Here is a 25,204-nt window from a genome sequence, read left to right on the forward strand (position 1 = left end):
ATTTATCGTGCGATGATTTGGGATGAGTTTTTGAGGCATTTTCGCTTCTGTGATGAGGAAGATAGCGGGCTATCTGACGAAGAACAGGAGCGAAAAGGACCAAAAAATCACCCAAAGCACACACGAAAACAGATACATCAAGCCAAGAAAAACTTTTTGGAGAAATTCAAAACAGCTTCTTAATTTCTCCGATAAGTTTGCTTGGCAGATACGGGTCAATGTATGATTGAAAGGTTCAGTATCTGTTTCAAGCTGTCTTCTTTTTATGTTCTCCATATCAAAACCGTACGGTTTCCATATCGAGAACGTACGGTTTTCAATTGGAGAACGTACGGTTTTGATATGGAAACCATAAAAGGATGATGCCTGGATTGATAATATAATCCAATCCAATCAGAAATACCAATTATTTTAATGGCTTTTGGAATTTGATTATGATGCCCATAACATTATTCTTGGATTAATTCAACACCTTTCCATCCTCCCGGTTTAACAAGTTTGTAACAAGTTTAACGCACAAATGAAATATCGGTGAAACACCCCTGCAAAACCGCTATTTTACTTTTGCAACGAATTTAAACCCTAATAAACAAACAACTTATGCAAAGCAAACTTATTACAAACAAACATGTGCTGAGGAAACTCTTCTCCTTGGCTGTTTTCTTATTGGTAAGTACGTATGCATTTGCCCAAAGTGCAGTAACCGGAACAGTTACCGATAAATCCGGTATGCCGCTGATTGGGGTAAGTGTAGTAGAAAAAGGTACTACAAATGGCAATGTTACCGACATTGATGGTAAATATTCAGTTAAAGTAGAAAAAGGAAAGACACTGGTATTCTCTTACATCGGATATCAGACACAAGAAGTGAAAGTAGAATCAAACGTCATCAATGTTACGATGAACGAAGACAGCCAGTTGCTGGACGAAGTGGTAGTCATCGGTTACGGTTCAATGGAACGCAAAGATGTGACCAGCTCCATCACAACCGTAAAGGCTGAAGACCTGAATGTGGGTGTCTACACCACTCCGGCACAATTGCTGCAAGGAAAAGTACCCGGTCTGACTATCGCCAACACCAGCGACCCGAACGGTTCGGCTTCTATCTCTTTGCGTGGCGCCTCTACACTTCGTACAGGCGAGGCAATGGAACCTTATTACGTTATAGACGGTGTGCCCGGTGTAAGCCTTTCATTGGTAGCTCCAGAAGACATTGAAAGCATCGATGTCTTGCGTGACGCTTCGGCTACCGCCATCTATGGTTCGAAAGCTGCCAACGGCGTAATCATCGTCACCACCAAGAAAGGCAATAAGGATGGACGTACCAACGTAAGTTACAGCGGATATGTAGCATGGGACAAGACGATGAAAACCGTAGATATGATGGATGCCAACGAACTGCTGACATATGCCAATGCAAACGACATAGATATTTCGGCTTATTATGATGCAAGTAACCCAGCCAATACCAACTGGCAAGATGAAGTGCTTCGTACCGGATTCAGCCACAACCATAATGTGTCTATCAACGGGGGTAATGAAAAAACCAGTTATAATGCTTCTCTCAACTTTCTCGAACGCCAAGGCGTAGTAAGAGGTACTAACATGGACCGCCTGACCGCACGTTCTTTCCTGCAAACCAAAGCATTCAACAACCGGTTGGACATCTCGCTGAGTCTGAATGCCAGCATCCGTAACAGTTCTACCGGTCCTACCGGCTCACAAGGACAAAGTGTTCTGGATGCCATGTATTATTACAGCCCATTGGTTCCTGTTAAGAATGCCGATGACTCTTGGTACAGTAATACATCCATTTCACAAAACTACAACCCGATGTCGATGGTCAATGAAGACCGTTACGATACTAAAGAAAAATTGCTGCAAGGTGTGGCCAAAGCCACTTTCCATATCATAGACGGTCTGGACTGGAATTTAAATCTCTCTTATCAAAACCAACAGTATATCTACAGCAATTACAACAGCAGCAAGACTCAATTGCCCAGCGTAGCAGCCCGAAACGGACAAGCAGACCGTAGCACGGTAGAAAACATCCGCAAACAGATGGAAACTTATCTGAACTGGAACCATACATTCAACGACGCACACAAGGTGGGCGTAATGTTAGGATACTCATGGGAACAGTCTGACAACAACGATGGTTTCGGACTGAGAGTATATAACTTCTACAGTGATGACCTGGGTTATTACAACATGGGTATGGCAAACAACATTGACATCAACGATGTTATCAGCAACAATCTTGCCACCCTGCGTATGATTTCATTCTACGGACGTGCCAACTACAGTTATAAAAGCAAATACTTGCTGCAAGCTACTGTACGCCGAGACGGTTCTTCGGCTTTCGGTGTTAACAATCGTTGGGGTACGTTTCCTTCGGTATCTGCCGCATGGCGCATCATAGAAGAAGACTTCATGAAAGACCAAGACATATTCGATGACTTGAAATTCCGTATCGGTTATGGTGTGAGCGGTAACTCATTAGGTTTCGATGCCTTCTATGCCCGTCAGGTATACGGACACACCGGATGGTTTACTTATGTAGATGCCAACGGTACTGAATCCGATTACCGCATCTTAGGGGCAACCCGTAACTCGAACCCAGATTTGAAATGGGAAAGCACCGGTATGTTTAATGTAGGTCTGGACTTTGGTTTTTTCAACAACCGCCTGACCGGTACCATCGAGTACTACAGCAAGAAAACCAGTGACTTGATTTACGACTATCCGGTTTCTACTAACCGCTATTCATACGGTGTAATGACTGCCAATGTAGGCGATATCAGCAACAAAGGTATTGAAATAACCTTGAATGCAGTACCGGTACAAACTAAAGACTTTACATGGAGTACTACCCTCAACCTTTCGCACAACAAGAACGTAGTAGAAAAGCTTTCTAACGAAACCTACTCGGTGAACTACATTGACCAAGCGAATCCGGACGTAGGTGGTTATTCCAGCACCAATGTACAACGCATCATGGAGGGTGCACCTATCGGACAATTCTACTTGTGGGAATGGGCAGGATATGATGAAAACGGTGGTTCTATATTTAATGACTATGACGAAAACGGAAATCTGGTAGGTGTAACAGATGCACCTGATGATAGCGATCGTCGTATGGCTGGTTCGGCACAACCTAAAATCACCTACGGATGGAACAATGACTTGACATGGAAAAACTGGACACTGACCGCATTCTTCCAGGGGGTAGCAGGGAACAAGATTTTCAATTCTACCCGTTGCTATTACAGCCAAGTGGGTCTGGTGGCTGCTGGGAAAAATGTACTGGCAGAAGTCGCAACCGAACAAAATCCACATGATTCACGGGCACAAGCTCCTTCTGATCGTTATTTGGAAAACGGTTCGTACCTTCGTTTGTCTACATTGACACTGGGTTACAACTTCGGCAAGATTGGCAACTGGGTGAACAACCTGCGTCTGTATGCTACGTGCAACAATGTCTTTACTATCACCGGTTATAGCGGTGTCGACCCAGAAGTAAACCTTGGCGGATTGACTCCCGGCATGGACTGGAGAAATACCAACTATCCGCGTACCCGCACGTTCCTTGTAGGAATAAACGTAAATTTCTAAATTAACAAAAAAAGACTTTTATGAAAACAAGACATATATTTTTTTCGGGTGCCTTATTGGCACTGACAAGCGTTGGGTGTACCGACCTTGACGTAGACATCAAATCCCAATATACAGAACTGCCTGACTCGGAGATTGCCATAGAAGCCACTATGAACAATGCTTTCTATGCATTTCGTGCAGCTATCGGACGCCGTTATGATGAAGGCGTATCCTGTAATTCGGATGAATACACCGCGGTCAGTTTCGATAGTGACTACTTGAACGGTCGTGACATGGCAAACTTCTCGTTACATATGATTGACCCGACTAATTCGGCAAACCAATTGAATGTGTACAGCGATTTGCAGACGGGTATCACCAATTGCAACCGGGTCATTTTTGATTTGGGAGGCGAGGATGTCCCTGAAGTAGCTCCTGTACGTGCAGCTCGTGCTTTTTACACATTTATGATGATGGAGCACTGGGGAGACACGCCTATTCTCGACCATCTGCTGGCAGATGATGAACGCATAGACCGTTCTCCGCGTGCTGATGTAGCCCGTTGGATTGAATCGGAACTGCTTGCCGTACGTGACAATTGTTATGAAAACGTCGATGCTTCTACCTACGGTAAACCGACTCGCTGGATGGTAGATGCATTACTTGCCAAATTATATATCAACTGGAATGTTTATACACAGGACGTAACCAGTTCAAGCTGGGATCCAAACGCCACTAATGAAAAGTTAAACGATTGTATTGCTGCCTGCGACCGTATCATCGCTTCCGGATACTTTGATTTAAGCGATGACTACAAAACCAAGTTTATGTATAATAACGGCTATCAGATAAAAGATTTCATTTATGTGATGCCGTTCGATGCCTCTACAGCACAAGGAATGACATACGCCCGTTTCCGCACATGGCGCCGTGGACAAAGTGAAAACGGATTCTATAGCATTCCTCTTACTAATTCATTAGGAGGTAATATGACGTTGACACCGGAATTTGTAGAACTATTCAACCTTCCAGGTGACCGCCGCAACGATGTCATAGCCGGTAATGTAGGTGAGAACATTGATATGGAAACTTTTGATGTTTACCAATACAACAATGCTACCGGCGAACCGACTGATGTTCGCAATACATATGGAGGAGTGGATGTGACTTTCACCAAATCCATTACCTTAAAGTCTGACCCAACAGCTGATCCTCCTATCGTCCCGGATGGAGATCTCAATGTGGGTAACGACATGACCGGATGGACACAAGGATATCGCTCCATCAAGTTCTTCCCGAATGCTACAGATTATAACACCTATAGCCGTAACCAAAGCAACGACGTACCTGTATTCCGTTATGCGGATGTGCTGCTGATGAAATGCGAAGCCATCGTACGTGGCGGGACAGCGACCAACGGTGATACACCGATGAGCTTGTTTAATCAAATCCGTGCGTATGTCAATGCTCCTCAAATCGTTGGTGACCCCAGCCTGCAAGACATCCTGGACGAACGTGGTCGCGAATTTCTGGATGAACACTGGCGCCGTAATGACCTAATCCGCTTTGGTGATTTCGAACGCGACTGGGGGTTCAAAAACGACTTTAATCCGAGCGCCAATGATCCAAGATACCGCTTATGGCCGTTGAGTCTTGATGTGCTTAATGCCAACACCAACTGGGAACAGAACGCCGGATACTAAATGGACATTCATTTTTAATATTTCTAATAAGTCAAAACCTTGCATTGCAACCTGTCGTCGGGAGGACGATAGGGCAATACAAGGTTTTTTTATTTTTCATGCGGTCTCTCCCAAGCAGAAAATCCAAACTGTTCTTGTCCTAAATAAAATTAATCCCTATCTTTGCATCAAGCCATAAACATCTGAATATGAAAGATAATTTTATACGTTTCGACTGGGCGATGAAAAGGTTATTGCGCGACAAAAGCAATTATGTCGTGCTTGAAGGATTCTTGTCAACTTTATTGGAAGAAGATTTGCGCATCTCCCGCTTTTTGGAAAGTGAATCAAACCAAATAGATGAAACGGACAAATTCAACCGCGCCGATATCTTGGTAGAAGACAGCAAAGGGAGGCTGCTTGTCATTAAAATCCAAAACTATCGCGAACTATATTATTATCACCAAATGCTTTATGGGGCTTCTGACATCCTATCGCGATACACTGATGAGGAAATAGATTATAACAAGATATGCAAAATCTATTCCATCAATATTGTTTATTTCAGCATGATTAAAAGCAAGGACTATGCATATCATGGGGAAATAATCTTCCGTGGTTTACACGATTCAGACAACTTTCTAAAATTATCCGCCCGGCAGCAAGAAATTTTTACAGGCAAAGATGCAAAAGATATCTTTCCTGAATATTATGTGTTGCGCGTAAATGATTTCGATAAAGTAGCAAAGACTCCTCTTGATGAATGGATTAAATTTCTCAAAACCGGAGAAATAGATAAAGAAGCTACTGCAAAAGGACTCCCGGAAGCAAGAGAACGGCTTCGTATCGACACGCTACCCGATGCAGAAAAGCGTGCCTATTACCGGGATATGGAAGCCCTGCGCTACCAACGCAGTGTTATTAAGACAGGCTGGGACGAAGGACATACAGAAGGATTCAAAGAAGGAAAAGCTAAAGGAAGAGCTGAAGGAGAGAAAATGAAAGCAAAAGAAGTTGCTAAAAGAATGAAAGAAATGGGACTTTCCGTAAAAGACATAATCCAATGTACGGGGCTTACACATGGAGAAATAGAAGAATTATAATCCTACATCATTTTACCACAGAGGATACGGAAACTTTCACTGCAAAATGAGATTTACCTGTAATACTCTGTGGTGAATTTTCATTATATAAATGCCAATTAGGAGTTAAAAGGGAGTTATAGGAAGTTATCGCCCACTTGGCGGGCTAGGAGTCAGATGCCACTACCTTTTTGCGCCGGTTTCAGAAGCAAGGCTATTGGCCTTTAACTCCTGAACGAAGTGATAACTCCTGTGAAGCATAACTACGTTTAACTCCTGATTCGCATTATATAAACTAATCATAATGCTTCGTTAAATTTATTTGAATATCCGCAAACATCCCATGTAGGGGCGTATTGCATACGCCCGAATGCGCCAACTAATCCACGTGGATGTTTTCAGGGCGTATGCGATACGCCCCTACAATACGGATCAGTACTATTTATTATAAATAGTGGATAATCCCTAAGAGAATTATCATCAGTCATAATGTATGTTTACCGGCAGCAGCACGAATCGTTGCAATGGCTTCCGGGAGATTCGCATTCTACGGTGCTGTGCTGAATGCCATGTTCGCACAGTTCTTCTTTTACAGCATGTTTTACGGTTTCCATTTGGGTCAGGTCTTTTAACACGATGTGGATGGTGGCAGCATTTTCGGTAGTGCTCATCGCCCATACGTGGAAATGGTGGAAGCTTTCCACGCCAGGTACTTCGGCGATGTGTTTCCTCACTTCTTGCAGGTCAATGCTTTCGGGTACGGCGTCTAAGGAAAGGAAAAGACTTTCTTTCAATAATTTCCAGGTAGAAACCAGTATCAAGAGGGCGATGGCTAAACTGATGAAGGTATCAATGAGTACAAATCCGGTCAACATGATGATGATGCCGGATATGACCACGCCTACTGAAACCAAGGTGTCCATTGCCATGTGAAGGAAAGCTCCCCGCACATTTAGGTCGTGCTTCTGGTTTTTCATCAGGAGCCAAGCTGTTACGCCGTTTACAATGATGCCGATGCCTGCCGTCCATGATACAGCTGCGCCTGATACGTGTTCGGGAGTTTTCAGCTTGTAAATGCTTTCGATAATAATGGCGCCTACGGCAATCAGCAGGATGATGGCGTTGAGCAGTGATACTAGCACCGTACTTTTTTTGTACCCATAAGTAAAATGTTCGGTGCTGCGGTGTTTTGACATGCGGAAAGCGAAAAGTGACAGCAGCAGGCTGAACACATCGCTCAGGTTGTGTCCGGCATCGGACAGCAGTCCCAGTGAATTGAAGATGAAGCCTGCACCGGCTTCGATGACGACAAAGAGCAGATTGATGACGATGCATACGATGAATATCGAGTTGAGCGATGTCAGCGTATGGTTGTGTTCGTGTACGTGTTGATGTGACATGATTCTTGTTATTTTATGTTGCTGCAAAGGTAAACGTAATCTTCAGGTTAGCCAATACTTGAAAGTCCGGATTTTGTATTCAATTTGTGTTTTTGCAACTTGGTTGCAATAGAATGGAACCGGAAATACTAAATAATGTAAAAAAGAAGGAGCGAACTGCTATACATTGGGTTATTTATATTTACTTTGAAAATGTTTAAGGTCAAAATAGAAAAAGCTATGAACGAATTAATTGCAAAAATCAAAGAATTGAATGAAGTTTTGATTGCAGATGCCGAATTGCAGGCTTCAAAAGGAAATAAGGCTGCAGGTACGCGTGCTCGCAAAGCTTCGTTGGAATTGGAAAAGGCATTGAAAGAATTTAGAAAAGTATCTTTAGAGGAATCTAAAAAATAACAATTCTTTCGACTGGAGCTAAGAGGTTGTACCATTTGGTTTTTATGTACCTGATGGTATGACCTCTTTTTTCATTGTCATGCAGGGAGGGATTATGCGGACATTACACGGTGCGGTTTGGTTATGGATGGTGTTTTTAGGGGTATGCCTGGCATGTGGCAGGCACACGGGACGAACGGATGCTTATTTGCGGGCGGATTCGCTGAACCGGACGGCTTATGCCATGCGTTACCGCGACCTGGATGCATCGGCGCAGGCTGCACGGGAAGCGTTTCGGCTGGCGGCTGGCAACTCTGACCTGCGTGCCGAGGCATTGAATAGTGAGGCTTTCTGTGCTTTTATGCGGATGGATTTCGAACATGCTTCCCGGCTGTACCGTCAGGCGCTTGGAGAAGGTGATAATGAAATCGAGTTCCTGATAGCTGATGTGGGAATGATGAAGATTTGCCAGCGCACGGCTATGAATAAAGAGTTTTATGATTACCGGAGCAGTGCACTTCGCAGGATGAAGCGCATCCGTGAAGACGAGAAGCAGATTACCGACGCACATACCAGGCTTCGCCTGAACTATGCCATATCCGAGTTTTATATTGTTTCAGGTATTTACTTTTATTACCTTCAGCAGCAAGAGGCATCTTTGCAGGCTATAGATGCTATAGATGTGGATGCTATCCGGAAAGATACGGCGCAATGGTTGTATTATGTTTATATGCGGGGGTCAGGCGGTATGTATGAAGCTCCTACACGCGAGAAGTTGCTTGCGGGAGAGTTGGGGTATTTGGTCAATTGTCTGATGACTAGCCGGGCGAGAGGTTATGTTTATTTTGAGGCAAACGCGTTGCAGGCATTGGCCGAATTGTTGAATTTCCGGCGGAACCGTGAGATATTGTCTCGCAACAGCCGGGATATGTTACGTCTGGTAAACGACCGCGACCTGCCTCTTGACAGCCTTCCGCTTGCGTATGCGCGTCAGGCTTTGGATTTGTTCAAGCAATACGGTGACTGGTATCAGATTTCGGGGACTTACCGCACTTTGGCTACCTATTATAATTATATGGGTTGTCCTGAGAAGGCTTTGCCCAATCTGGATACAGCTTTGCAATATGTTAACTTGCATCATGAAAGGTTTTATCATTGTACCGATACCTTTGACCGCCTCCGCACGTATATTCCAGGCAGTGGACGTCCCATTGAATTGAAATGGATAGCTGATGAGGGCATTAAGACCGTTCCGGAGTGGATTCTGCGTCTGCGCGAACAGCTGAGCCGTACGTATTCGGCAATGGGGATGAAGCAGCAATCAGACTATAACCGGAATATTTACCTGGACTTGCTGGACTATACCCGGCAGGATAAGTTACTGGAAAGCCGTTATGCTGCTTTAGAGCGTGAAGAGAAACAGCTCAATGCATTGCTCTTTCTGGTATTGCTTGGACTGGGAATGCTGATAGGTCTGTTTGTCATGTTGAACCGGCGTTGGAAAAAACGGAACCGGCTGTATCTGTCTGTCTTGAAACAGGTGTTTGAATTGTGCCGGAAAATCATATCGGCTGTACCGGCTTCGGCAGGAGACATGAAAGAGGTAGTCGATGCGGTTCAACAGACTGTACGGGAAGATTTCTTCCATATATTCGGTGCCGTGGACATACAGATTTGCCTGAAGGATGAAGATACGGGGGTATTGTCCGATACATTGCCGTTTCTGTTGCCAGAGGGAACAACAGGTTTTCGTTTCGATTTGATTTCTTCCGAGGACGAAAGGGTTATCGGATGTGTCTGGATGGCTTTGAAGCATCCCTTGCATAAGGAAGGAAAAGCTTTGTTGCAATTGGTTTCGCCTTACCTGGCATGGACATTGGTCAATGGGGCTAATCTGGTTTCGCTTGATGACGAGCGCCGCAAGGTGGAAAAAGAGCAATATATCCACCAGCAACATCTGACAGAAAACAAGAAGGAAAATGTGGTGAAGAAAGCTTGTCTGGCTATCGTGACCGGCATTTTACCTTATATCGACCGTGTGGTCAATGAAGTGCGTAAGTTGAGGCTGGCTCCCTATGCCCGTCAGGAGGCAGTAAAGAGGGGGAAATATGTTTATATTGATGAATTGATAACTCGTATCAACGAGTACAATGATATTCTTGCCCTTTGGATTAAGATGCGCCAAGGGATAGTCAGCTTGAACATCGAGAATTTCTCCTTGAATGAATTGTTCGAAATGATAGGGAAGGGCAGGCGGTCGTTTGAAATGAAACGGCAGACCCTGGATATTTGTTCTACCAGTGCCGTGGTAAAGGCTGATCGTGCCCTGACTTTGTTCATGATTAATACGCTGGCCGAAAATGCGCGTAAATATACGCCTGAAGGAGGGCATGTGGAACTGAGGGCGGATGAAACTGATGCGTATGTGGAAATATCGGTTTCGGACAACGGACCTGGATTGACGGCAGAAGATGTGAACTGTATTTTGGGTGAGAAGGTTTACGATTCGGGTCATATCGGACTGGCTACGGCGGGTGATGTGCAATCATTGCGCAGCCAGAAAGGGCACGGATTCGGATTGATGAATTGTAAAGGCATTATTGAAAAATACCGGAAGACCAATGCCTTGTTTAGCGTGTGCTGTTTTGCCATTGAAAGCACACCGGGCAAGGGAAGCCGCTTTTATTTTCGTTTGCCCAAAGGGGTGAAACGGGCATTGTGTCTCATAGGGATCGTATTGGTGGCATGTGCCGGAACCAGTTGCGGCAGGCATGTTTCTGATGAGGTCCAGGCTCCTGGCCAGGTGGCTTCGTACGATAGTCTGCTGGCAATAGCAAATGATTATGCCAATCAGGTTTACGAGTGTAATGTGGAAGGTTGTTATGCCGATGCATTGGTTTATGCGGACAGTGTGCTCCGTTACCTCAATATGCATTATTTGTGCTATTCGGGATGCGATGCTCCGTTGTTGCAGCTGTATCGCAATGATAACGTGCTGGCAGAGCAAAGCTGGCTGGAGAAGGATTTTGATACCGATTATTACATTTTGCTGGATGTGCGCAACGAGTCAGCTGTAGCCGCTTTGGCTGTGAAAGATTTTCCTACTTATTATTATAATAACCTGGCTTATACTTCGCTATACAAGCAAATCAGCAAAGACCGTTCGCTGGAGCAGTATTGTGTGCAGATGCGTCAGTCTGCCAATAATAAAATCATTGCTTTGGTATTGTTGGTATTGCTTGTTGTCGCTTGTCTGGTGGGGTATTATTTGCTGTACTGGCGGAAGAGGGTGCATTACCGTTACAATATGGAGCAAGTGTTTGTCATAAACCAGGGGATTGTTTCATCGGTCCGGCTTAATGGAGACGGTGAAATTATGTCTGAGGTATTGTTTTCCAGGCTGATTGATGAGTTGAATGAACTTTTCCCTGTTTCAGCTTTGGGACTGGCGCTTTTCGATGAAGAAACGGCTGCATTGCGTTGGTATTTCTCTTTTCATACCGATGCTGATGAGGCACGCACATTGATGCAGCGGTGTTTCGACAAGCAGGCTGTGGTGTATGGTGAAGCATCGGGATGGATGGCTTTGCCGCTTCGGGTAGAAGTGGGTGGTGAAATCCATCATATGGGAGTGTTTGCGCTGCAGGTCATGCAGCAAAGGCTGAACGAGGAAGATGTGTTGTTGGTAGAGCTGGTGGTAGATTATCTGGCGGCCGTATTGTATAATGCAGTGGTGCGGGTGCGCGAAAAATATACTGACATTGAGTTGGCTCAGGATGATGCCCGCAGGGTGTCTCACGAGGAAAATATGCTTCACGTACAGAATATGGTACTCGACAACTGCTTGTCTACTATCAAGCACGAGACTATTTATTATCCCAACCGCATCAAGCAGATAATCGACCGGTTGAATGAAAAGGATGTGCTTCCGGAAACGGAAGAACAAGAGCAGTTGCAGACTGTGGATGAGCTGGTAAATTATTATAAGGATATTTTTACCTTGCTCAGTTCGTGTGCTGCCCGCCAATTGGATGAGGTGACTTTTCGTCGTGCTGAAGTCCGTGTAGAATACTTGAATGAAAGACTGGACCGCTATTTCCGGAAGGTTACCCGTAAATTGCCTTTTCAGCTTATGCTGGAAACTCAGATGCCTGAAGGACTGGCGGTCTCGGGCGACAGTGTCCTGTTGGAGTTTCTGTTCGAGAATCTGGTAAATGAAGTATTGCGTTATCCGGAATCTGGTACGATTACGGTATCAGCACAATTGGATAATGGATTTGTCCGGTTTTGTTTTACCGACAGGCGTCGCACGTTTACGCAAGAAGAATTGAATGGTTTGTTTTATCCCTCACTTTCGAGGATGTATGCCGGAAGTGGTAATAAACTGGTCGGGACCGAATTTCTGGTGTGCAAGCAGATTATACGTGACCACGATGAGTTTGCGGGCAGGCGGGGCTGTCGTATCAATGCATGTCCCGAAGAGGGAGGAGGATATACGGTATGGTTTACCATTCCGCAAAAAACAAATAAGGTATAACACAGGAAATCTATTGATATTAACCCATTAGCACATTATCAAATTATCACATTATAATTATGGAAAAGTTTAAAGTCATTATTGTTGAGGATGTGAAATTAGAATTGAAAGGTACGGAAGAAATCTTCCGTCATGAGATACCGAATGCTGAAGTGATTGGAACTGCAATGACTGAGGCTGAGTTTTGGGATTTACTTGATCAACAGACGCCGGATTTGGTTTTGCTTGACTTGGGTCTGGGAGGCTCCACCACTATCGGTGTATCTATCTGTGCCCGTCTGCATAAGGAGCGTCCAGGACTGAAGGTTCTGATATTCACTGGAGAGGTGCTGAACGAAAGGTTATGGGTAGATGCCTTGAACGCTGGTGCCGACGGCATCATATTGAAGACCGGTGAATTACTGACCGCTACTGATGTAGACGCAGTTATGGCAGGTAAGAAATTGGTTTTCAATTATCCTATTTTGGAGAAGATTGTGGAACGTTTCAAACAATCGGTGCTTGTCGAACAACGCAGGCAGGAAGCTTTGATTGATTATGATATTGACGAGTATGACGAACGTTTGCTCCGTCACTTGGCATTGGGGTATACTAAAGAAATGATAACGAATCTGAAAGGGATGCCTTTCGGGGTAAAATCCATTGAGAAACGTCAGAATGACTTGATAAGCCGTCTCTTCCGTCCTGACGAGCGTACCGGTGTCAATGCCTGCCGACTGGTGACCCGTGCTTTCGAATTACGTATTTTGGATATTGATAACCTGGAGCCTGATGACGAATAGGTATTTTTTGCATCCGGCTACTGTGTTCTTCTTACTTACGTTGCTGGCAGCGTTTTTATCGTGGGTAGGAAGCATTTACGGCTGGGAAGGCATACAGAGCCTGCTCAGCGCCGAAGGTTTCCGCTGGCAATTACGTAATAGTGTGCCTGGGTTTCTGCATGCTCCTTTGCTGGGACATTTGCTGGTGCTGGCATTCGGTGCAGGGTTGTGGATGCATTCAGGATTGGGGGCACTTGGATTACGCTTGTTGCAGAAACGTGGAAAGTGTACCCGTAAAGAAAAGCGGGCATTGGGATGGAGTATCGTAGCGGGAGCCATATGTTTGTTTATCGGTATTGTATTGGCATGGGGACCGTGGGGTGTTGTGCGAAGTATAACAGGTGGGTTAAGAAACTCTCCATTGGCCGAGGGATTTACCAGTTTATTGTCGGTAATGGTAGGGATGATGGCTATGGTGTATGGCTTTGCAATCGATATGTACCGTACCGACCGTGATTTGGTACGAGGTCTGTCGTATGGCTTTGTTTATTTTTCGGGCTATTTTATTACATTGTTTTTCGTAGTGCAGTTTTTTGCCTCTTTACACTATACAGGGCTTGATGCCTTGTTAGGGATAAGTCCTGTAGCATTTCGCATCTGTTATACCGTATGTGCATTGGGCATGTTGTTTTTTTCGGGGAATAAGCCTGCAAGAGACAGGGACAACAGATGATGTGGTTTCTGGCTTTTTACAACAAAAGCGGGCAAAAAAGAAAGAATATGATAAGATTGAAAAGAGAAGTGTGATGATATTTGAGAAATTAAAAAATGTAAAAAAAAGAGGCGTGTCTCGTTTTGTCAAAGAAAAAGCGTATATTTGCTCAGCGAAAAAAATTTTATAATAATCATAAGATATGAAAACATTTTTGTGGATGGCAACCGCCGGTATGTTGGCGTTTGCTTCTTGTCAGAACAAGCCGGGTTACACAATTAACGGTACTATTGCAGATGTAGCTGATGGTGAGATGGTGTATTTGCAGAATTTTGTGGATGGACAGATGGTTAACCTCGATTCTGCAGTAGTTAAAGGTGGGGCTTTCCAGTTCAAGGGAGATGCTGATACGATTGCTGCAAGCCGTATCGTATCCTATGCTCCGAAAGGTATGAGTTCCCCGGTATTCCTCGAAGCAGGAACTATTACGATGGAATTGAATAATGAACTGTCGAAGGTATCAGGTACTGTATGTAACGATGCTTACCAGAAGTTCATTGAAGAGTTTTATGCAATCAATAAAGAAATGCGTGCGTTGTATGAGCAGACTCAAAATGATTCATTGAGTGAAGAACAACGTAAGGAAGCCGAAGAACAGCTTAATGTGAAAGATAGCTTAAGCCGTGAAATTATTTATAATACAATTTCTTCGAATATCACCAATGTGGCAGGTGTACAGCTGTTGACTCGTTTTTCAAGCTCGTTCCCGTCAGAACGTATCCAGCCGTTGGTAGATCAGATTCCTGCTTCTATTGCTGCCAATAACGAAGGTGTCGCTCAGCTGAAAGAGCACTTGGCTACTTTGGCTAAGACTGCTGTAGGTCAGAAGTTTGTAGATTTCACCATGAATACTCCGGAAGGAGAAAGTGTAAAATTGTCTGACTTCATTGGCAAGAATAAATATACACTGATTGATTTTTGGGCAAGCTGGTGTGGTCCTTGTCGTGCTGAAATGCCGAATGTCGTAGCTGCTTATAAAAAGTACAGTGCCAAAGGTTTTGGTATCGTAGGTGTATCTCTTGACCGTGATGCAGAAGCATGGAAGAAAGCGATTAAAGATTTGAATATTACATGGCCGCAGATGTCTGACCTGAAAGCTTGGGAATGCGAGGGTGCCAAATTGTATGGTGTACGTGCTATCCCTGCTACAGTATTGGTAGATCAGGAAGGAAATATCATTGCGCGTGACTTGCGTGGTGAAGACATTGCTGCCAAGCTGGCTGAATTATTGAAATAATATAATTTATCTGATATAAAATAAACACCCGAGGGTGCATCTGTTTTAGATGTACCCTCGGCGTGTTTTATGGGGGATTATTTACAATGTTCCTTTGCTTGATGGTATTTCGAAGTGATAGATATCCCGGCGGATAGCCATTTTCAGGCTTCGGGCAAAAGCTTTGAAGATACCTTCTATCTTATGGTGTTCATTTTCACCTTCAGCACAGATGTTCAGGTTCATCCGGGCGGCATCGCTTAACGACTTGAAAAAATGCAAGAACATTTCGGTAGGCATATCGCCTATCTTTTCCCGGTGGAACGAGGCATTCCATACTAGCCAGGAGCGTCCTCCGAAATCGAGTGCTACCCGGCACAGACAATCGTCCATCGGTAGGCAATAGCCGTATCGTTCGATACCACGTTTGTTCCCCAAGGCTTGGTTTAAGCATTCGCCCAATGCTATTGCCGTATCTTCGATGGTGTGATGCTCATCTACCTCCAAATCTCCTTTTACATCAATGTCCAAGTCGATTCCTCCGTGTTTGGCTATCTGTTCCAGCATGTGATTGAAGAAGCCTAATCCGGTTTGTATGTGGCATGTACCATTCCCGTCCAGATTCATGCAGATGTGGATATCTGTTTCCTTGGTAGTGCGACGCACTTCTGCAGTACGTTCTCCGGCAAAAAGAAATTCTGCAATTTTGTTCCAATCGGTAGTGGCAAGGACACAGGTCTTTTTCAGGTCAGCCTCTTTTATCATTGACATATCCGGTTGTAATAAGATAGCCCGGCATCCTAGGTTTTTTGCCAGTTCTACATCCGTAACACGGTCGCCTATTACAAAACTGCCGGCAAGGTCGTATGTGTCATTGTCCAGAAAATCGGTCAGCATACCCGTACGAGGCTTTCGGGTAGGGGCATTTTCTTCAGGGAAAGAGCGGTCGATACAGATGCGGTCGAAGGTAATGCCTTCATTGGCAAAAGTTTTCAGTATGAGGTTATGTACGGGCCAGAAGGTTTCTTCGGGAAAGGAACTTGTCCCCAATCCGTCTTGATTAGTTACCATGACAAACTCAAAATCCAGTCTTGTCCGGATGAAATGCAGGTTGCGGAACACATAAGGATAAAATTCCAGCTTTTCGAAAGCGTCGAGCTGGTAATCGACAGGTGGTTCGATAACGAGTGTTCCGTCACGGTCTATAAAAAGGACTTTCTTTTTCATTTCGTATCAGATGTGCTATAGTTTCGTAATGCTTCCAGTAACTTGTCGTTTTCCGGGCGTGTGCCGATGGTAATGCGCAGGCAATCTTCGCAAAGTGTAACATTCGAACGGTTCCGTACGATGATGCCTTGTCCTACCAGATAGTCGTAAATGGCTTTGGCATGGGTTACACGTGTCAGGAAGAAGTTGGCATCAGTCGGGAATATACGTTTGCAGCACGGCAGTTGTGCAAATGCTTTCATTAATCGTGTGCGTTCTTCCAGTACCGAATTTACCCAGCGTTGTACCTCATAATGACGTTGCATCATGCTGATGGCCTCCTGCTGGGTAAGTCGGTTGATGTTGTAAGGGTATTTTATTTTCGTAAAGATGCCGATGATTTCCGGTGAGGCGAATGCCATTCCCAACCGGATGGCAGCGCACCCCCATGCTTTCGAGAAAGTCTGCAGGATAATCAGATTGGGATATTCGTCAAGGATACCTGTGAATGACGGCTGGTCGGAAAAGTCGGCGTATGCCTCGTCTACGATGACAATGCCTTGGAATTCATTGAGCAAGGTAATGATTTCCTTGGAGTCGAGGTTATTTCCGGTCGGATTATTGGGCGAGCAGAGGAATATCAGCTTGGTATTGTTGTCTGAAGCGTTGAGCAAGTCTGCTGCTTTGAACTGGAACTTCTCATCCAGCAGTACTTTCCGGTATTCTACATCATTGATGTCTGCACATACCTGGTACATGCCATACGTAGGGTGTATGGCAACTACATTGTCTATGCCCGGTCTGCAGAAGGCACGGAATGCCAAATCAATAGCTTCATCGCTTCCATTGCCCAGGAAGATTTGTTCGGGAGCTACTTTCTTCACAGGGGAAATCAGTCCTTTCAGTTCCCGTTGCAACGGGTCAGGGTAACGGTTGTTGGGTATGTTATAAGGATTTTCGTTGGCATCGAGAAATACCGAAGCGCTTTTTCCGCTGTATTCATCACGGGCAGAAGAGTAAGGTTTCAGTGCCCATATATTGGGGCGTGTCAGTTCTTGTAACGGTTTCATTCGTTCACGGTTTTACGGTTTGTTTTCAGGTTTATTCAGTCGAGCCGTACGGTAACGGCATTTTTATGTGCATCCAGCTGTTCATTGGCTGCCAGTATTTGGATGGCAGGTCCTAAGCGCCGTATTCCTTCTTTCGTGATTTCCTGGAAGGTGATTTTACGGATAAAGCTATCCAGGCTGACTCCGCTATATGCCTTGGCATAGCCGTTGGTAGGTAAGGTATGGTTGGTACCTGACGCATAGTCGCCGGCACTTTCCGGAGCATACGGCCCCATGAATACCGAGCCGGCATTGACTATCTGTTCTGCCACATCTCTGTAATTTTGGGTCTCGATAATCAGGTGTTCGGGAGCGTATTCGTTTACCATGTCAATGGCTTCTGCCAGGTCTTTTACCAGAATCAGTTTGCTGGAACGGAGCGAAAGTTCGGTTAATGCTTTGCGGGGAAGCGTGGCGAGCTGGCGCTCTACTTCTGCTTTTGTCTTTTCCAGCAACTGTTCCGATGTGGTGATGAGGATGGCTTGGCTATCGGCACCGTGTTCGGCTTGAGACAGCAGGTCGGAAGCAACATATACCGGGCTGGCAGTTCCGTCGGCAAGTACGGCTACTTCCGATGGACCTGCAGGCATATCGATGGCTACCTCACGCAGGGACACCTGTTGTTTGGCTACGGTTACGTATTGATTTCCCGGACCGAATATCTTGTATACTTTGGGAATGCTTTCTGTACCGTAAGCCATGGCTGCTATGGCTTGTACGCCTCCCGCTTTGAATACTTTTTTTACACCTGCCATGCGTGCTGCGTAAAGGATGGCTGGGTGTATTTTCCCTTTTTGTCCGGGAGGGGAGCAGAGTACGATTTCCTTGCAGCCGGCTATTTGGGCGGGGATGGCAAGCATCAGTACGGTAGAGAAGAGGGGGGCTGTACCGCCAGGTACATATAGTCCTACTTTTTCAATGGCTACAGCTTTTTGCCAGCAGGTCACGCCCGGTGTGGTTTCTATTTTTTTGCTTTCGAAACGCTGGGCTGCATGAAAGGTACGGATGTTGGCTGAAGCTTGCCGGATGGCTTCTTTCAGTTCGGGTGCAATCATGTTTTCTGCTTCTTTAAATTCGGTTTCGTCTACGGCGAGCGATTCAAGTTTTACTTTGTCGAATTGTTCTTCGTATGCGATGATGGCGCGGTCTCCTTCGGTGCGTACTTTATTGATGATGGTGTTTACTGCATCGCGTATGTCTTCGGTATGGAGTGCCGAACGTTTCAGTATCTCTTTCCATTCGGAACGTTCCGGATAACGTATGATGTTCATAAGCGTTTTGAAGTTAAGTGTTTGTTAATAATAATGATGCGCAAAATAAAGATATATGAATGTCCGCATCTTGCCGATTAACTTGTAGGGGCAGGGTTTGCCTGCCCGAATACATCCACGCAGGCGCATACGGGCGGGCGACCCCCACCCCTACATTGGCTCATTGCGGATATTCAATTAAAGATATATTACTTTGCCGTTTCAGTTATCTTCGTGGACTGCAGCAGTTAACTGAAATGGCTTATGAATCATGCCAGTCAGGAGTTAAAAGGGAGTTAGATGGAGTTATTGCCCACTTGGTGGGCTGGAAGCTAGATGCCAATACCTCTTGCACTGTTTTCAGAAGCAGGACTATTGGCCTTTAACTCTTGAACGAAGTGATAACTCCTATGGAATATAACTACGTTTAACTCCTGATTCGCATGAATATATCTTCGTTTTGAAGGGCGTTTTATAATATCATTTTTTCTATCGGGATAACCAGTATGCCTTGTGCGCCTAGCGCTTTCAGCTTACCGATAATTTCCCAAAAGCATTTTTGGTCGAGTACTGTATGTACACTGCTCCATCCTTCTGTAGCCAGCGGCATGATGGTGGGGCTTTTCACTCCAGGCAATACTTCGATGATTTCCTGCAGTTTGTCGGTAGGGGCATTCATCAGTACATATTTTTTGTCTTCAGCTGCTTTTACGGCTTCGATGCGGAAGAGAAGTTCGTCAAGAATGGTTTTCTTTTCGGGCGAGAGTCCGGGATAACCGATTAGTACGGCTTCGCTTTTCATTACTACTTCCACTTCTTTCAGGTTGTTGCTGATAAGTGTGGAGCCGGAACTGACAATATCGAAGATGGCATCTGCCAGTCCGATACCTGGAGCTATCTCTACAGAGCCGGTTATAACGTGGATGTCTGCCTGGATACCGTTGCGTTCGAGGAAGTTGCGTAGTATCCCCGGGTACGAAGTGGCAATTTTCTTGCCGTTAAACCACGATAGCCCTTGATAATTTTCTTCTTTGTGTATGGCTAGTGAGAGACGGCATTTACTGAATCCGAGACGATAGATGATGTCTGCTTTTTCGTTGCGTTCTACAAATTCGTTTTCGCCTACAATGCCTATGTCTGCCACTCCGCTGGCTATGGTTTGCGGAATGTCATCATCGCGCAGGAATAAAACTTCGACTGGGAAATTGCTGGCTTGGGTGAGCAATGTCCGTTTCGATGTAGAGATTTTAATGTCTGCTTCGGAAAGCAGAGCCATGGTGTCGTCGAATAAACGACCTTTGGATTGTACGGCAATTCTTAGCATGTTATTTCTGTTTTTTAGTTGTTTCAAAAAGCAAAAAGGCTTACCGTATTTACGGCAAGCCTTTTTTATCTTATAATAATCAAATTACACGACCTTCAGCCTACCGTATATTTACGTCAGGTAATGATGGTGGCGATGTGTTGTGTAATTTCTCATATTTGTTCTCTTGTTTTTTTTCTTTCGTTTGCAAATGTAAAGTGTTTGCGTGTAATATCCAAATATTTATCAGGAAAAAAGTTCTTTTACTTTCAACTTTTCCTTTTTGTGGGCGTATTTAGAAGCTGTTTTGAATTTCTCCAAAAAGTTTTTCTTGGCTTGATGTATCCGTTTTCGTGTGTGCTTTGGGCGATTTTTTGGTCTTTTTCGCTCCTGTTCTTCGTCAGATAGCCCGCTATCTTCCTCATCGCAGAAGCGAAAATGCCTCAAAAACTCATCCCAAATCATCGCACGATAAATTCAAAACAGCTTCTTATAATTCGCCCAAGTAAGGAGAAGGATCTAATTCCTTGTTTTGAATCAGTTCGTAAATGTGCCATGCCATTTCAGAAAAATTAGTGTCCAGCTCTTGCATGGTCTTGAGCCTCTCTGTGAGCTGTTGTTTGGAGGTAAAGACAGCTCCCCGTATCATATAGTGGAGTGCTTTTTCTATTTTTCCAAGACGGTAATAGCAATATGAGATAAGATAGCTTATTTTAAACGAGTCCTGATAATCGTGTTTTTCTATCTTTTTGAATGCTTCCAGGGCTTCTTTAAAGTGAAATGCCTGAAAGTAGATAACACCGATATCAAACCATGTATCCTGGATGTTGTAGCTGTAGGCTTCGGCCTTTTTAAAAGATTTCTTGGCAGAGCTTGTGTCGTTGTAGAGTAGGGATAATTCTCCTTTCAGCAGGTAGAACTGATGGTATTTGTCGTTGTATTGCAATCCCAATTCAATGGTTTCGTAACATGCTGTTATTTCTTTGGTGCGCAAGCATGCTAACGCGTGTTTGTAGCAGATTTCTGCCATGTCTACAATTTCGCTTGCTGTAATGCGGTGGTCAAGAATAAGTTGGGTATATTGTTTCATCTTGTCATAGTCCAGCAAGTCGAAATAAATGGATGCCAGTATGTACCATATCGGTTCTTTTTCCCGGACGTGCTTTTCGATGTATTCAAGGCAGGGAATTGCTTCGTGCAGTTGTTCCAGCATCAAATGGCAATCGACTTTCAGTTTCCAGGTGGTAAGGTTTGTCTCGTCTGCTACCATGGCAAAATCAATGGCTTCGAACATCTTGTCATATTCCTTGGTCTGGGCATAGCAGCGGGCAAGGTTTTGCCAGCTGTTCACGTCATAGGGTTCTTCGTCCAGAATGGCGTTGAAGCATTGGAGGGCCTGGTCGTAGTGTTGGATTTCAAACTGGTACAGTCCCATAAGTTCCAGGGCTTCCAGATTATCCGGATTTTCATTCAAGGCTTTTTGTATCCATGGGTAAGCATATTTTTTTTGCTGATAATCGGTGTACAGCTGTGCGATATCGAGTATAGTGTCGATGTGCGGATAATCTTCATAGAGTTTGTTCAGTGTTGCCTGTGTCTGGCTCATGTCGTTTTTTTGCAGGTATAGTTCGGCATAGAGCAGCTGGGTATCGTAATCGTTTTGATAGGGGAGGTTATGAATCAGCAGATCCGCTTCGTCTGTATTCCGGCCGCTAAGCAGGGAGTGGCATTTGAAGACAAGCACGTCCTGATTTTCGGGATAGAGGGACAAGGCATAGTCGATGGCTTTGTCCGAGGCATATGGATTTCCTTTGCTGGCATAATATTCGGCAATGAGTGTCAGGTCATCGGCGTCGAAATAGGTGCGTGTGCCTTCGCGTACCATGTTTTCGTATTTGGCAAGGGTTTCCTTGAAGTCCGGTTGGTTAAAAATAGAGGATGGATCTTCTTTCATGGATTAGTCTTTTGTTTATGAATTAGCAGGGTAAACAAGTGCTCCTGGTACACAAATGCCCGACAAGTGCATCGGGGATGCAAGATACTTGTTTTTTTATGGCATTTGTGGATAAAGAGCACTTATATATTGGTCATTTCCGGCTGATTTTGCTCCAGGTATCCTTGAGCGATACAGTGCGGTTGAACACCAGATGGTCTGGAGTTGAATCTTTGTCGGGTGTGAAATAGCCGATACGCTGGAACTGGAGGTAATCGAGCGGCTTGCTGTCGGCGAGGAATTTCTCTACGTAGCATTCTTGCAGTATATTCAGCGAGTCGGGATTGATCATCTCTTTCATGGCTTCCAGTGCCGAGCAGTTCTTTTCTTCGCGGATAGCCGCCATAGCGTCGCGCGGGTTCTCCACTTTCCATAAGCGGTCGTACAGGCGCACTTCCGCTTTCAGGCAATGGTTGCAGCTCACCCAGTGCAGGGTGCCTTTCACCTTGCGGTTGGCTTCGGGCATGCCGCTCTTGGTATGCGGGTCGTATTCGGCATATACCTCGATGACATTTCCGTCTTCGTCTTTCTTGCATCCGGTACATTTCACGATGTACGCGTTCTTCAGGCGCACTTCCTGTCCCGGCGTCATGCGGAAGTATTTCTTCGGCGCGTTCTCCATAAAGTCTTCGCGCTCTATCCAGAGTTCACGGCTGAACTCGATGGTATGGACGGGCGAATTCGGGTCTTCAGGATTGTTGACGGCCTCCATTTCCTCTACCTGCCCTTCGGGATAGTTGGTCAGGATGAGCTTCACCGGATTCAGCACCGCCGACACACGGGTGGCACGGGCGTTGAGGTCTTCGCGTACCGCGCTTTCCAGCAGGGCGAAATCGTTCAGCGCGTCATAGGTGGTATATCCGATTTTGTCCACAAACTTATGGATGGATTCGGGCGAATATCCTCTCCGGCGGAATCCGCACAGGGTCGGCATACGGGGGTCGTCCCATCCGTTTACCAGCCCTTCTTTCACCAGAATCAAGAGGTTGCGCTTGCTCAGCAGGATGTAACTCAGGTTCAGCTTGTTGAACTCGTACTGGCGCGGGCGGTTGTCGTCCAGGTCCTTGCCTTCTTTCACCCAGTCTACAAACAAATCGTACAAGGGGCGGTGGGGCACAAACTCCAGCGTGCAGAGCGAGTGGGTCACCCCTTCGAAATAATCGCTTTGCCCGTGGGCGAAGTCATACATCGGGTATGCCTTCCATGTATCACCTGTGCGGTGGTGCGGGGTCTTCACCACACGGTAGATAATCGGGTCGCGGAAGTGCATGTTCGGGCTTGCCATGTCAATCTTGGCACGGAGCACCATCTTGCCTTCCTCTATCTCGCCGGCGTTCATCTTCTGGAACAGGTCGAGGCTTTCTTCCACGGGGCGGTTGCGGTACGGGCTTTCCGTTCCCGGCTGGGTCGGCGTACCCTTTTGCGCCGCTATCTCTTCCGAGGTCTGTTCGTCCACATACGCTTTCCCTTCCTTGATGAGGCGGATGGCGAAGTCCCACAATTGCTGGAAGTAATCGGACGCATAATATTCATTTCCCCATTGGAATCCCAGCCACTGGATGTCTTCCTTGATAGATTCTACGTATTCCACGTCTTCCTTCGTGGGGTTGGTATCATCGAAGCGCAGGTTGCATACGCCTCCGTATTTCTTGGCGATGCCGAAGTCCATGCAGATGGCTTTGGCATGGCCGATGTGTAAGTATCCGTTCGGTTCGGGCGGGAACCGGGTCTGTACTTTTCCCCCGTTCTTGCCTTCTTTCAAGTCTTTCTCCACAATTTGTTCGATGAAGTTCAGGCTTTTCTTTTCTGAACTTTCCGTTGCATTCATTTCAGTCATAGCGCTTTTTTGTTTTTACACTTATCGGTTGCAAAAATAGTGATTCTTTTTCTAAATAGAAAAATGTAAAGAATAAAATGCGTGATGCTTCTATGGTGCACGGGACGGTAGGGGCAGCTCAGGTCTTACGGAAGCTTCACATACACCCGGTGCGGCGCGCGTCCTTCGATGCCGATAAGGTGTGCTTCCGTCCACTTGTTCAGGTCGCGCCAGGCGGTGGTCTTGGGCAGTCCTGCCAGTTCGCCGTATGCTTTCAGGGTGATATAGGCGTGGCTTTCCAGATACGACTGGAGGAGCTGCAGCCTTTCTTCTTCCGAATGCACCTTGGGATTCCGTAAGATTTTCTTTCCGGCAGGCGCACGGAGCACGTTTCCCTGGCATTGCTTGGTGAATTTCTTCGAAGCCGTGAGCCTTACTTTGGCGAACCGGATAGACTGGGCATGTACGTCCGAGGGGTCGTACACCTCCGTGTTGGCTTTGAGCGAGACCGAAGCCGTGCCGATGTTCCCTATCTGCACCCGGTATCCGTCCGACAAGTATTGTGCGGTCCAATATTCTATTTCGTCCATCACGGCAAGGATGGTCCCCTTGGTCAGTCCCGAATGGTTGGCGATTTGTTCGGTCAGCTTCTCGAACGTAACCGTCCCTCTCGACACGATTTTAGGGTAAAGGCGTGGTGTGGTGTCTTCCGCATTGGCAGAAGGCACAGGCAAGAAATCATAAAGAGCATCCATGATAATATGATATATTAAGGTTTATAATCTGATTCCGGCAATATCTGTTTTACGTTCCACGGCGCGGAATGTACGTTCCATGGCGTGGAATATACGTTCCAAGGCGTGGAATATACGTTCCAGCCCATGGAATATAGAACTGAAACGTCTGTAAAGATAATACAATCCAAATGCGAAAGCAAATGTTTGGGGGAGAAAATGCGAATTTAGAAGCTGTTTTGAATTTATCGTGCGATGATTAGGGATGAGTTTTTGAGGCATTTTCGCTTCTGTGATGAGGAAGATAGCGGGCTATCTGACGAAGAACAGGAGCGGAAAGGACCAAAAAATCGCCCAAAGCACACACGAAA

18 protein-coding genes are annotated in these 25,204 nt (G+C 45.5%); 9 read left to right on the forward strand and 9 right to left on the reverse strand.

Going from position 1 to position 25,204, the window contains the following annotated elements:
• The 4 genes from B5F78_RS17240 to B5F78_RS10550 all read left to right on the forward strand — a co-directional run.
• The coding region (locus tag B5F78_RS17240) for a hypothetical protein (RefSeq protein ID WP_204502796.1) at positions 1 to 183 on the forward strand (183 nt) is incomplete at its 5' end.
• 417 nt (positions 184 to 600) lie between these two features.
• Positions 601 to 3,615 (forward strand): SusC/RagA family TonB-linked outer membrane protein, encoded by a 3,015-nt coding sequence (locus B5F78_RS10540; RefSeq protein WP_022041184.1) that lies wholly within the window; start codon positions 601 to 603, stop codon positions 3,613 to 3,615.
• 20 nt (positions 3,616 to 3,635) lie between these two features.
• On the forward strand, positions 3,636 to 5,300 hold the full coding sequence (locus B5F78_RS10545; RefSeq protein WP_087406667.1) for a RagB/SusD family nutrient uptake outer membrane protein: 1,665 nt from the start codon (positions 3,636 to 3,638) through the stop codon (positions 5,298 to 5,300).
• 188 nt (positions 5,301 to 5,488) lie between these two features.
• Positions 5,489 to 6,382 carry an Rpn family recombination-promoting nuclease/putative transposase gene (locus B5F78_RS10550; protein ID WP_087406668.1) on the forward strand — a complete coding sequence of 298 codons (894 nt, stop codon included), beginning with the start codon at positions 5,489 to 5,491 and terminating at the stop codon, positions 6,380 to 6,382.
• A gap of 476 nt (positions 6,383 to 6,858) precedes the next feature.
• Here the strand turns inward: B5F78_RS10550 and B5F78_RS10555 are convergent, their stop codons facing one another.
• Positions 6,859 to 7,761: a cation diffusion facilitator family transporter gene (locus B5F78_RS10555; RefSeq protein ID WP_022041187.1), complete on the reverse strand. Its 903-nt coding sequence runs from the start codon at positions 7,759 to 7,761 to the stop codon at positions 6,859 to 6,861.
• Between the two features lie 219 nt (positions 7,762 to 7,980).
• Here B5F78_RS10555 and B5F78_RS10560 point away from each other — a divergent pair, with 219 nt between their 5' ends.
• The 5 genes from B5F78_RS10560 to B5F78_RS10580 all read left to right on the forward strand — a co-directional run bounded on the left by B5F78_RS10560 (position 7,981) and on the right by B5F78_RS10580 (position 15,443).
• The gene (locus B5F78_RS10560; RefSeq protein ID WP_022041188.1) at positions 7,981 to 8,157 is read left to right on the forward strand and encodes a hypothetical protein; all 177 of its coding nucleotides are present in this window, start codon (positions 7,981 to 7,983) and stop codon (positions 8,155 to 8,157) included.
• 94 nt (positions 8,158 to 8,251) lie between these two features.
• Entirely contained in the window at positions 8,252 to 12,673 is a 4,422-nt protein-coding gene (locus B5F78_RS10565; protein WP_239473460.1) for a DUF5113 domain-containing protein, read from the forward strand.
• Positions 12,674 to 12,732: 59 nt separating this feature from the next.
• Positions 12,733 to 13,455 (forward strand): DUF5932 domain-containing protein, encoded by a 723-nt coding sequence (locus tag B5F78_RS10570; protein ID WP_022041190.1) that lies wholly within the window; start codon positions 12,733 to 12,735, stop codon positions 13,453 to 13,455.
• Positions 13,445 to 14,167 (forward strand): AbgT family transporter, encoded by a 723-nt coding sequence (locus B5F78_RS10575; protein ID WP_022041191.1) that lies wholly within the window; start codon positions 13,445 to 13,447, stop codon positions 14,165 to 14,167. Before B5F78_RS10570 ends, B5F78_RS10575 begins: the two co-directional genes overlap by 11 nt.
• A 181-nt stretch (positions 14,168 to 14,348) precedes the next feature.
• Entirely contained in the window at positions 14,349 to 15,443 is a 1,095-nt protein-coding gene (locus B5F78_RS10580; protein ID WP_087406669.1) for a TlpA disulfide reductase family protein, read from the forward strand.
• An 81-nt stretch (positions 15,444 to 15,524) separates the two neighbouring features.
• Here B5F78_RS10580 and hisB read toward each other — a convergent pair whose 3' ends face one another.
• The 8 genes from hisB to B5F78_RS10615 form a co-directional block, all read right to left on the reverse strand.
• Positions 15,525 to 16,649 carry a bifunctional histidinol-phosphatase/imidazoleglycerol-phosphate dehydratase HisB gene (gene hisB, locus B5F78_RS10585; RefSeq protein ID WP_087211155.1) on the reverse strand — a complete coding sequence of 375 codons (1,125 nt, stop codon included), beginning with the start codon at positions 16,647 to 16,649 and terminating at the stop codon, positions 15,525 to 15,527.
• A complete protein-coding gene (gene hisC / locus B5F78_RS10590; RefSeq protein ID WP_022041194.1) occupies positions 16,646 to 17,698 on the reverse strand; it encodes a histidinol-phosphate transaminase in 1,053 nt (350 codons plus the stop codon). Before hisC ends, hisB begins: the two co-directional genes overlap by 4 nt.
• 35 nt (positions 17,699 to 17,733) lie before the next feature.
• Entirely contained in the window at positions 17,734 to 19,008 is a 1,275-nt protein-coding gene (hisD, locus tag B5F78_RS10595) for a histidinol dehydrogenase (RefSeq protein ID WP_087211152.1), read from the reverse strand.
• 451 nt (positions 19,009 to 19,459) lie between these two features.
• Positions 19,460 to 20,311 carry an ATP phosphoribosyltransferase gene (gene hisG / locus B5F78_RS10600; RefSeq protein WP_087211149.1) on the reverse strand — a complete coding sequence of 284 codons (852 nt, stop codon included), beginning with the start codon at positions 20,309 to 20,311 and terminating at the stop codon, positions 19,460 to 19,462.
• A 225-nt stretch (positions 20,312 to 20,536) separates the two neighbouring features.
• Positions 20,537 to 20,755 (reverse strand): hypothetical protein, encoded by a 219-nt coding sequence (locus B5F78_RS17245; protein ID WP_162608529.1) that lies wholly within the window; start codon positions 20,753 to 20,755, stop codon positions 20,537 to 20,539.
• 25 nt (positions 20,756 to 20,780) lie between these two features.
• Positions 20,781 to 22,244 (reverse strand): tetratricopeptide repeat protein, encoded by a 1,464-nt coding sequence (locus tag B5F78_RS10605; RefSeq protein WP_022041198.1) that lies wholly within the window; start codon positions 22,242 to 22,244, stop codon positions 20,781 to 20,783.
• A 133-nt stretch (positions 22,245 to 22,377) separates the two neighbouring features.
• Positions 22,378 to 24,120 (reverse strand): glutamine--tRNA ligase/YqeY domain fusion protein, encoded by a 1,743-nt coding sequence (locus B5F78_RS10610; RefSeq protein ID WP_087406670.1) that lies wholly within the window; start codon positions 24,118 to 24,120, stop codon positions 22,378 to 22,380.
• A 125-nt stretch (positions 24,121 to 24,245) separates the two neighbouring features.
• The gene (locus B5F78_RS10615; protein ID WP_087406671.1) at positions 24,246 to 24,854 is read right to left on the reverse strand and encodes an HU family DNA-binding protein; all 609 of its coding nucleotides are present in this window, start codon (positions 24,852 to 24,854) and stop codon (positions 24,246 to 24,248) included.
• Between the last annotated feature and the right edge of the window lie 350 nt (positions 24,855 to 25,204).

Origin of the sequence: Bacteroides sp. An279, from assembly GCF_002159615.1 — a bacterium.
Taxonomy (GTDB): Bacteria; Bacteroidota; Bacteroidia; order Bacteroidales; family Bacteroidaceae; genus Phocaeicola; species Phocaeicola intestinalis.

What these genes read in the sequence shown, in the direction of transcription:
- B5F78_RS10540 (WP_022041184.1), top strand. Translation starts at nt 601, where the DNA reads ATGCAAAGCAAACTTATTACAAACAAACATGTGCTGAGGAAACTCTTC.
- B5F78_RS10545 (WP_087406667.1), top strand. Translation starts at nt 3,636, where the DNA reads ATGAAAACAAGACATATATTTTTTTCGGGTGCCTTATTGGCACTGACA.
- B5F78_RS10550 (WP_087406668.1), top strand. Translation starts at nt 5,489, where the DNA reads ATGAAAGATAATTTTATACGTTTCGACTGGGCGATGAAAAGGTTATTG.
- B5F78_RS10555 (WP_022041187.1), bottom strand. Translation starts at nt 7,761, where the DNA reads ATGTCACATCAACACGTACACGAACACAACCATACGCTGACATCGCTC.
- B5F78_RS10560 (WP_022041188.1), top strand. Translation starts at nt 7,981, where the DNA reads ATGAACGAATTAATTGCAAAAATCAAAGAATTGAATGAAGTTTTGATT.
- B5F78_RS10565 (WP_239473460.1), top strand. Translation starts at nt 8,252, where the DNA reads ATGCGGACATTACACGGTGCGGTTTGGTTATGGATGGTGTTTTTAGGG.
- B5F78_RS10570 (WP_022041190.1), top strand. Translation starts at nt 12,733, where the DNA reads ATGGAAAAGTTTAAAGTCATTATTGTTGAGGATGTGAAATTAGAATTG.
- B5F78_RS10575 (WP_022041191.1), top strand. Translation starts at nt 13,445, where the DNA reads ATGACGAATAGGTATTTTTTGCATCCGGCTACTGTGTTCTTCTTACTT.
- B5F78_RS10580 (WP_087406669.1), top strand. Translation starts at nt 14,349, where the DNA reads ATGAAAACATTTTTGTGGATGGCAACCGCCGGTATGTTGGCGTTTGCT.
- hisB (WP_087211155.1), bottom strand. Translation starts at nt 16,649, where the DNA reads ATGAAAAAGAAAGTCCTTTTTATAGACCGTGACGGAACACTCGTTATC.
- hisC (WP_022041194.1), bottom strand. Translation starts at nt 17,698, where the DNA reads ATGAAACCGTTACAAGAACTGACACGCCCCAATATATGGGCACTGAAA.
- hisD (WP_087211152.1), bottom strand. Translation starts at nt 19,008, where the DNA reads ATGAACATCATACGTTATCCGGAACGTTCCGAATGGAAAGAGATACTG.
- hisG (WP_087211149.1), bottom strand. Translation starts at nt 20,311, where the DNA reads ATGCTAAGAATTGCCGTACAATCCAAAGGTCGTTTATTCGACGACACC.
- B5F78_RS17245 (WP_162608529.1), bottom strand. Translation starts at nt 20,755, where the DNA reads ATGATTTGGGATGAGTTTTTGAGGCATTTTCGCTTCTGCGATGAGGAA.
- B5F78_RS10605 (WP_022041198.1), bottom strand. Translation starts at nt 22,244, where the DNA reads ATGAAAGAAGATCCATCCTCTATTTTTAACCAACCGGACTTCAAGGAA.
- B5F78_RS10610 (WP_087406670.1), bottom strand. Translation starts at nt 24,120, where the DNA reads ATGACTGAAATGAATGCAACGGAAAGTTCAGAAAAGAAAAGCCTGAAC.
- B5F78_RS10615 (WP_087406671.1), bottom strand. Translation starts at nt 24,854, where the DNA reads ATGGATGCTCTTTATGATTTCTTGCCTGTGCCTTCTGCCAATGCGGAA.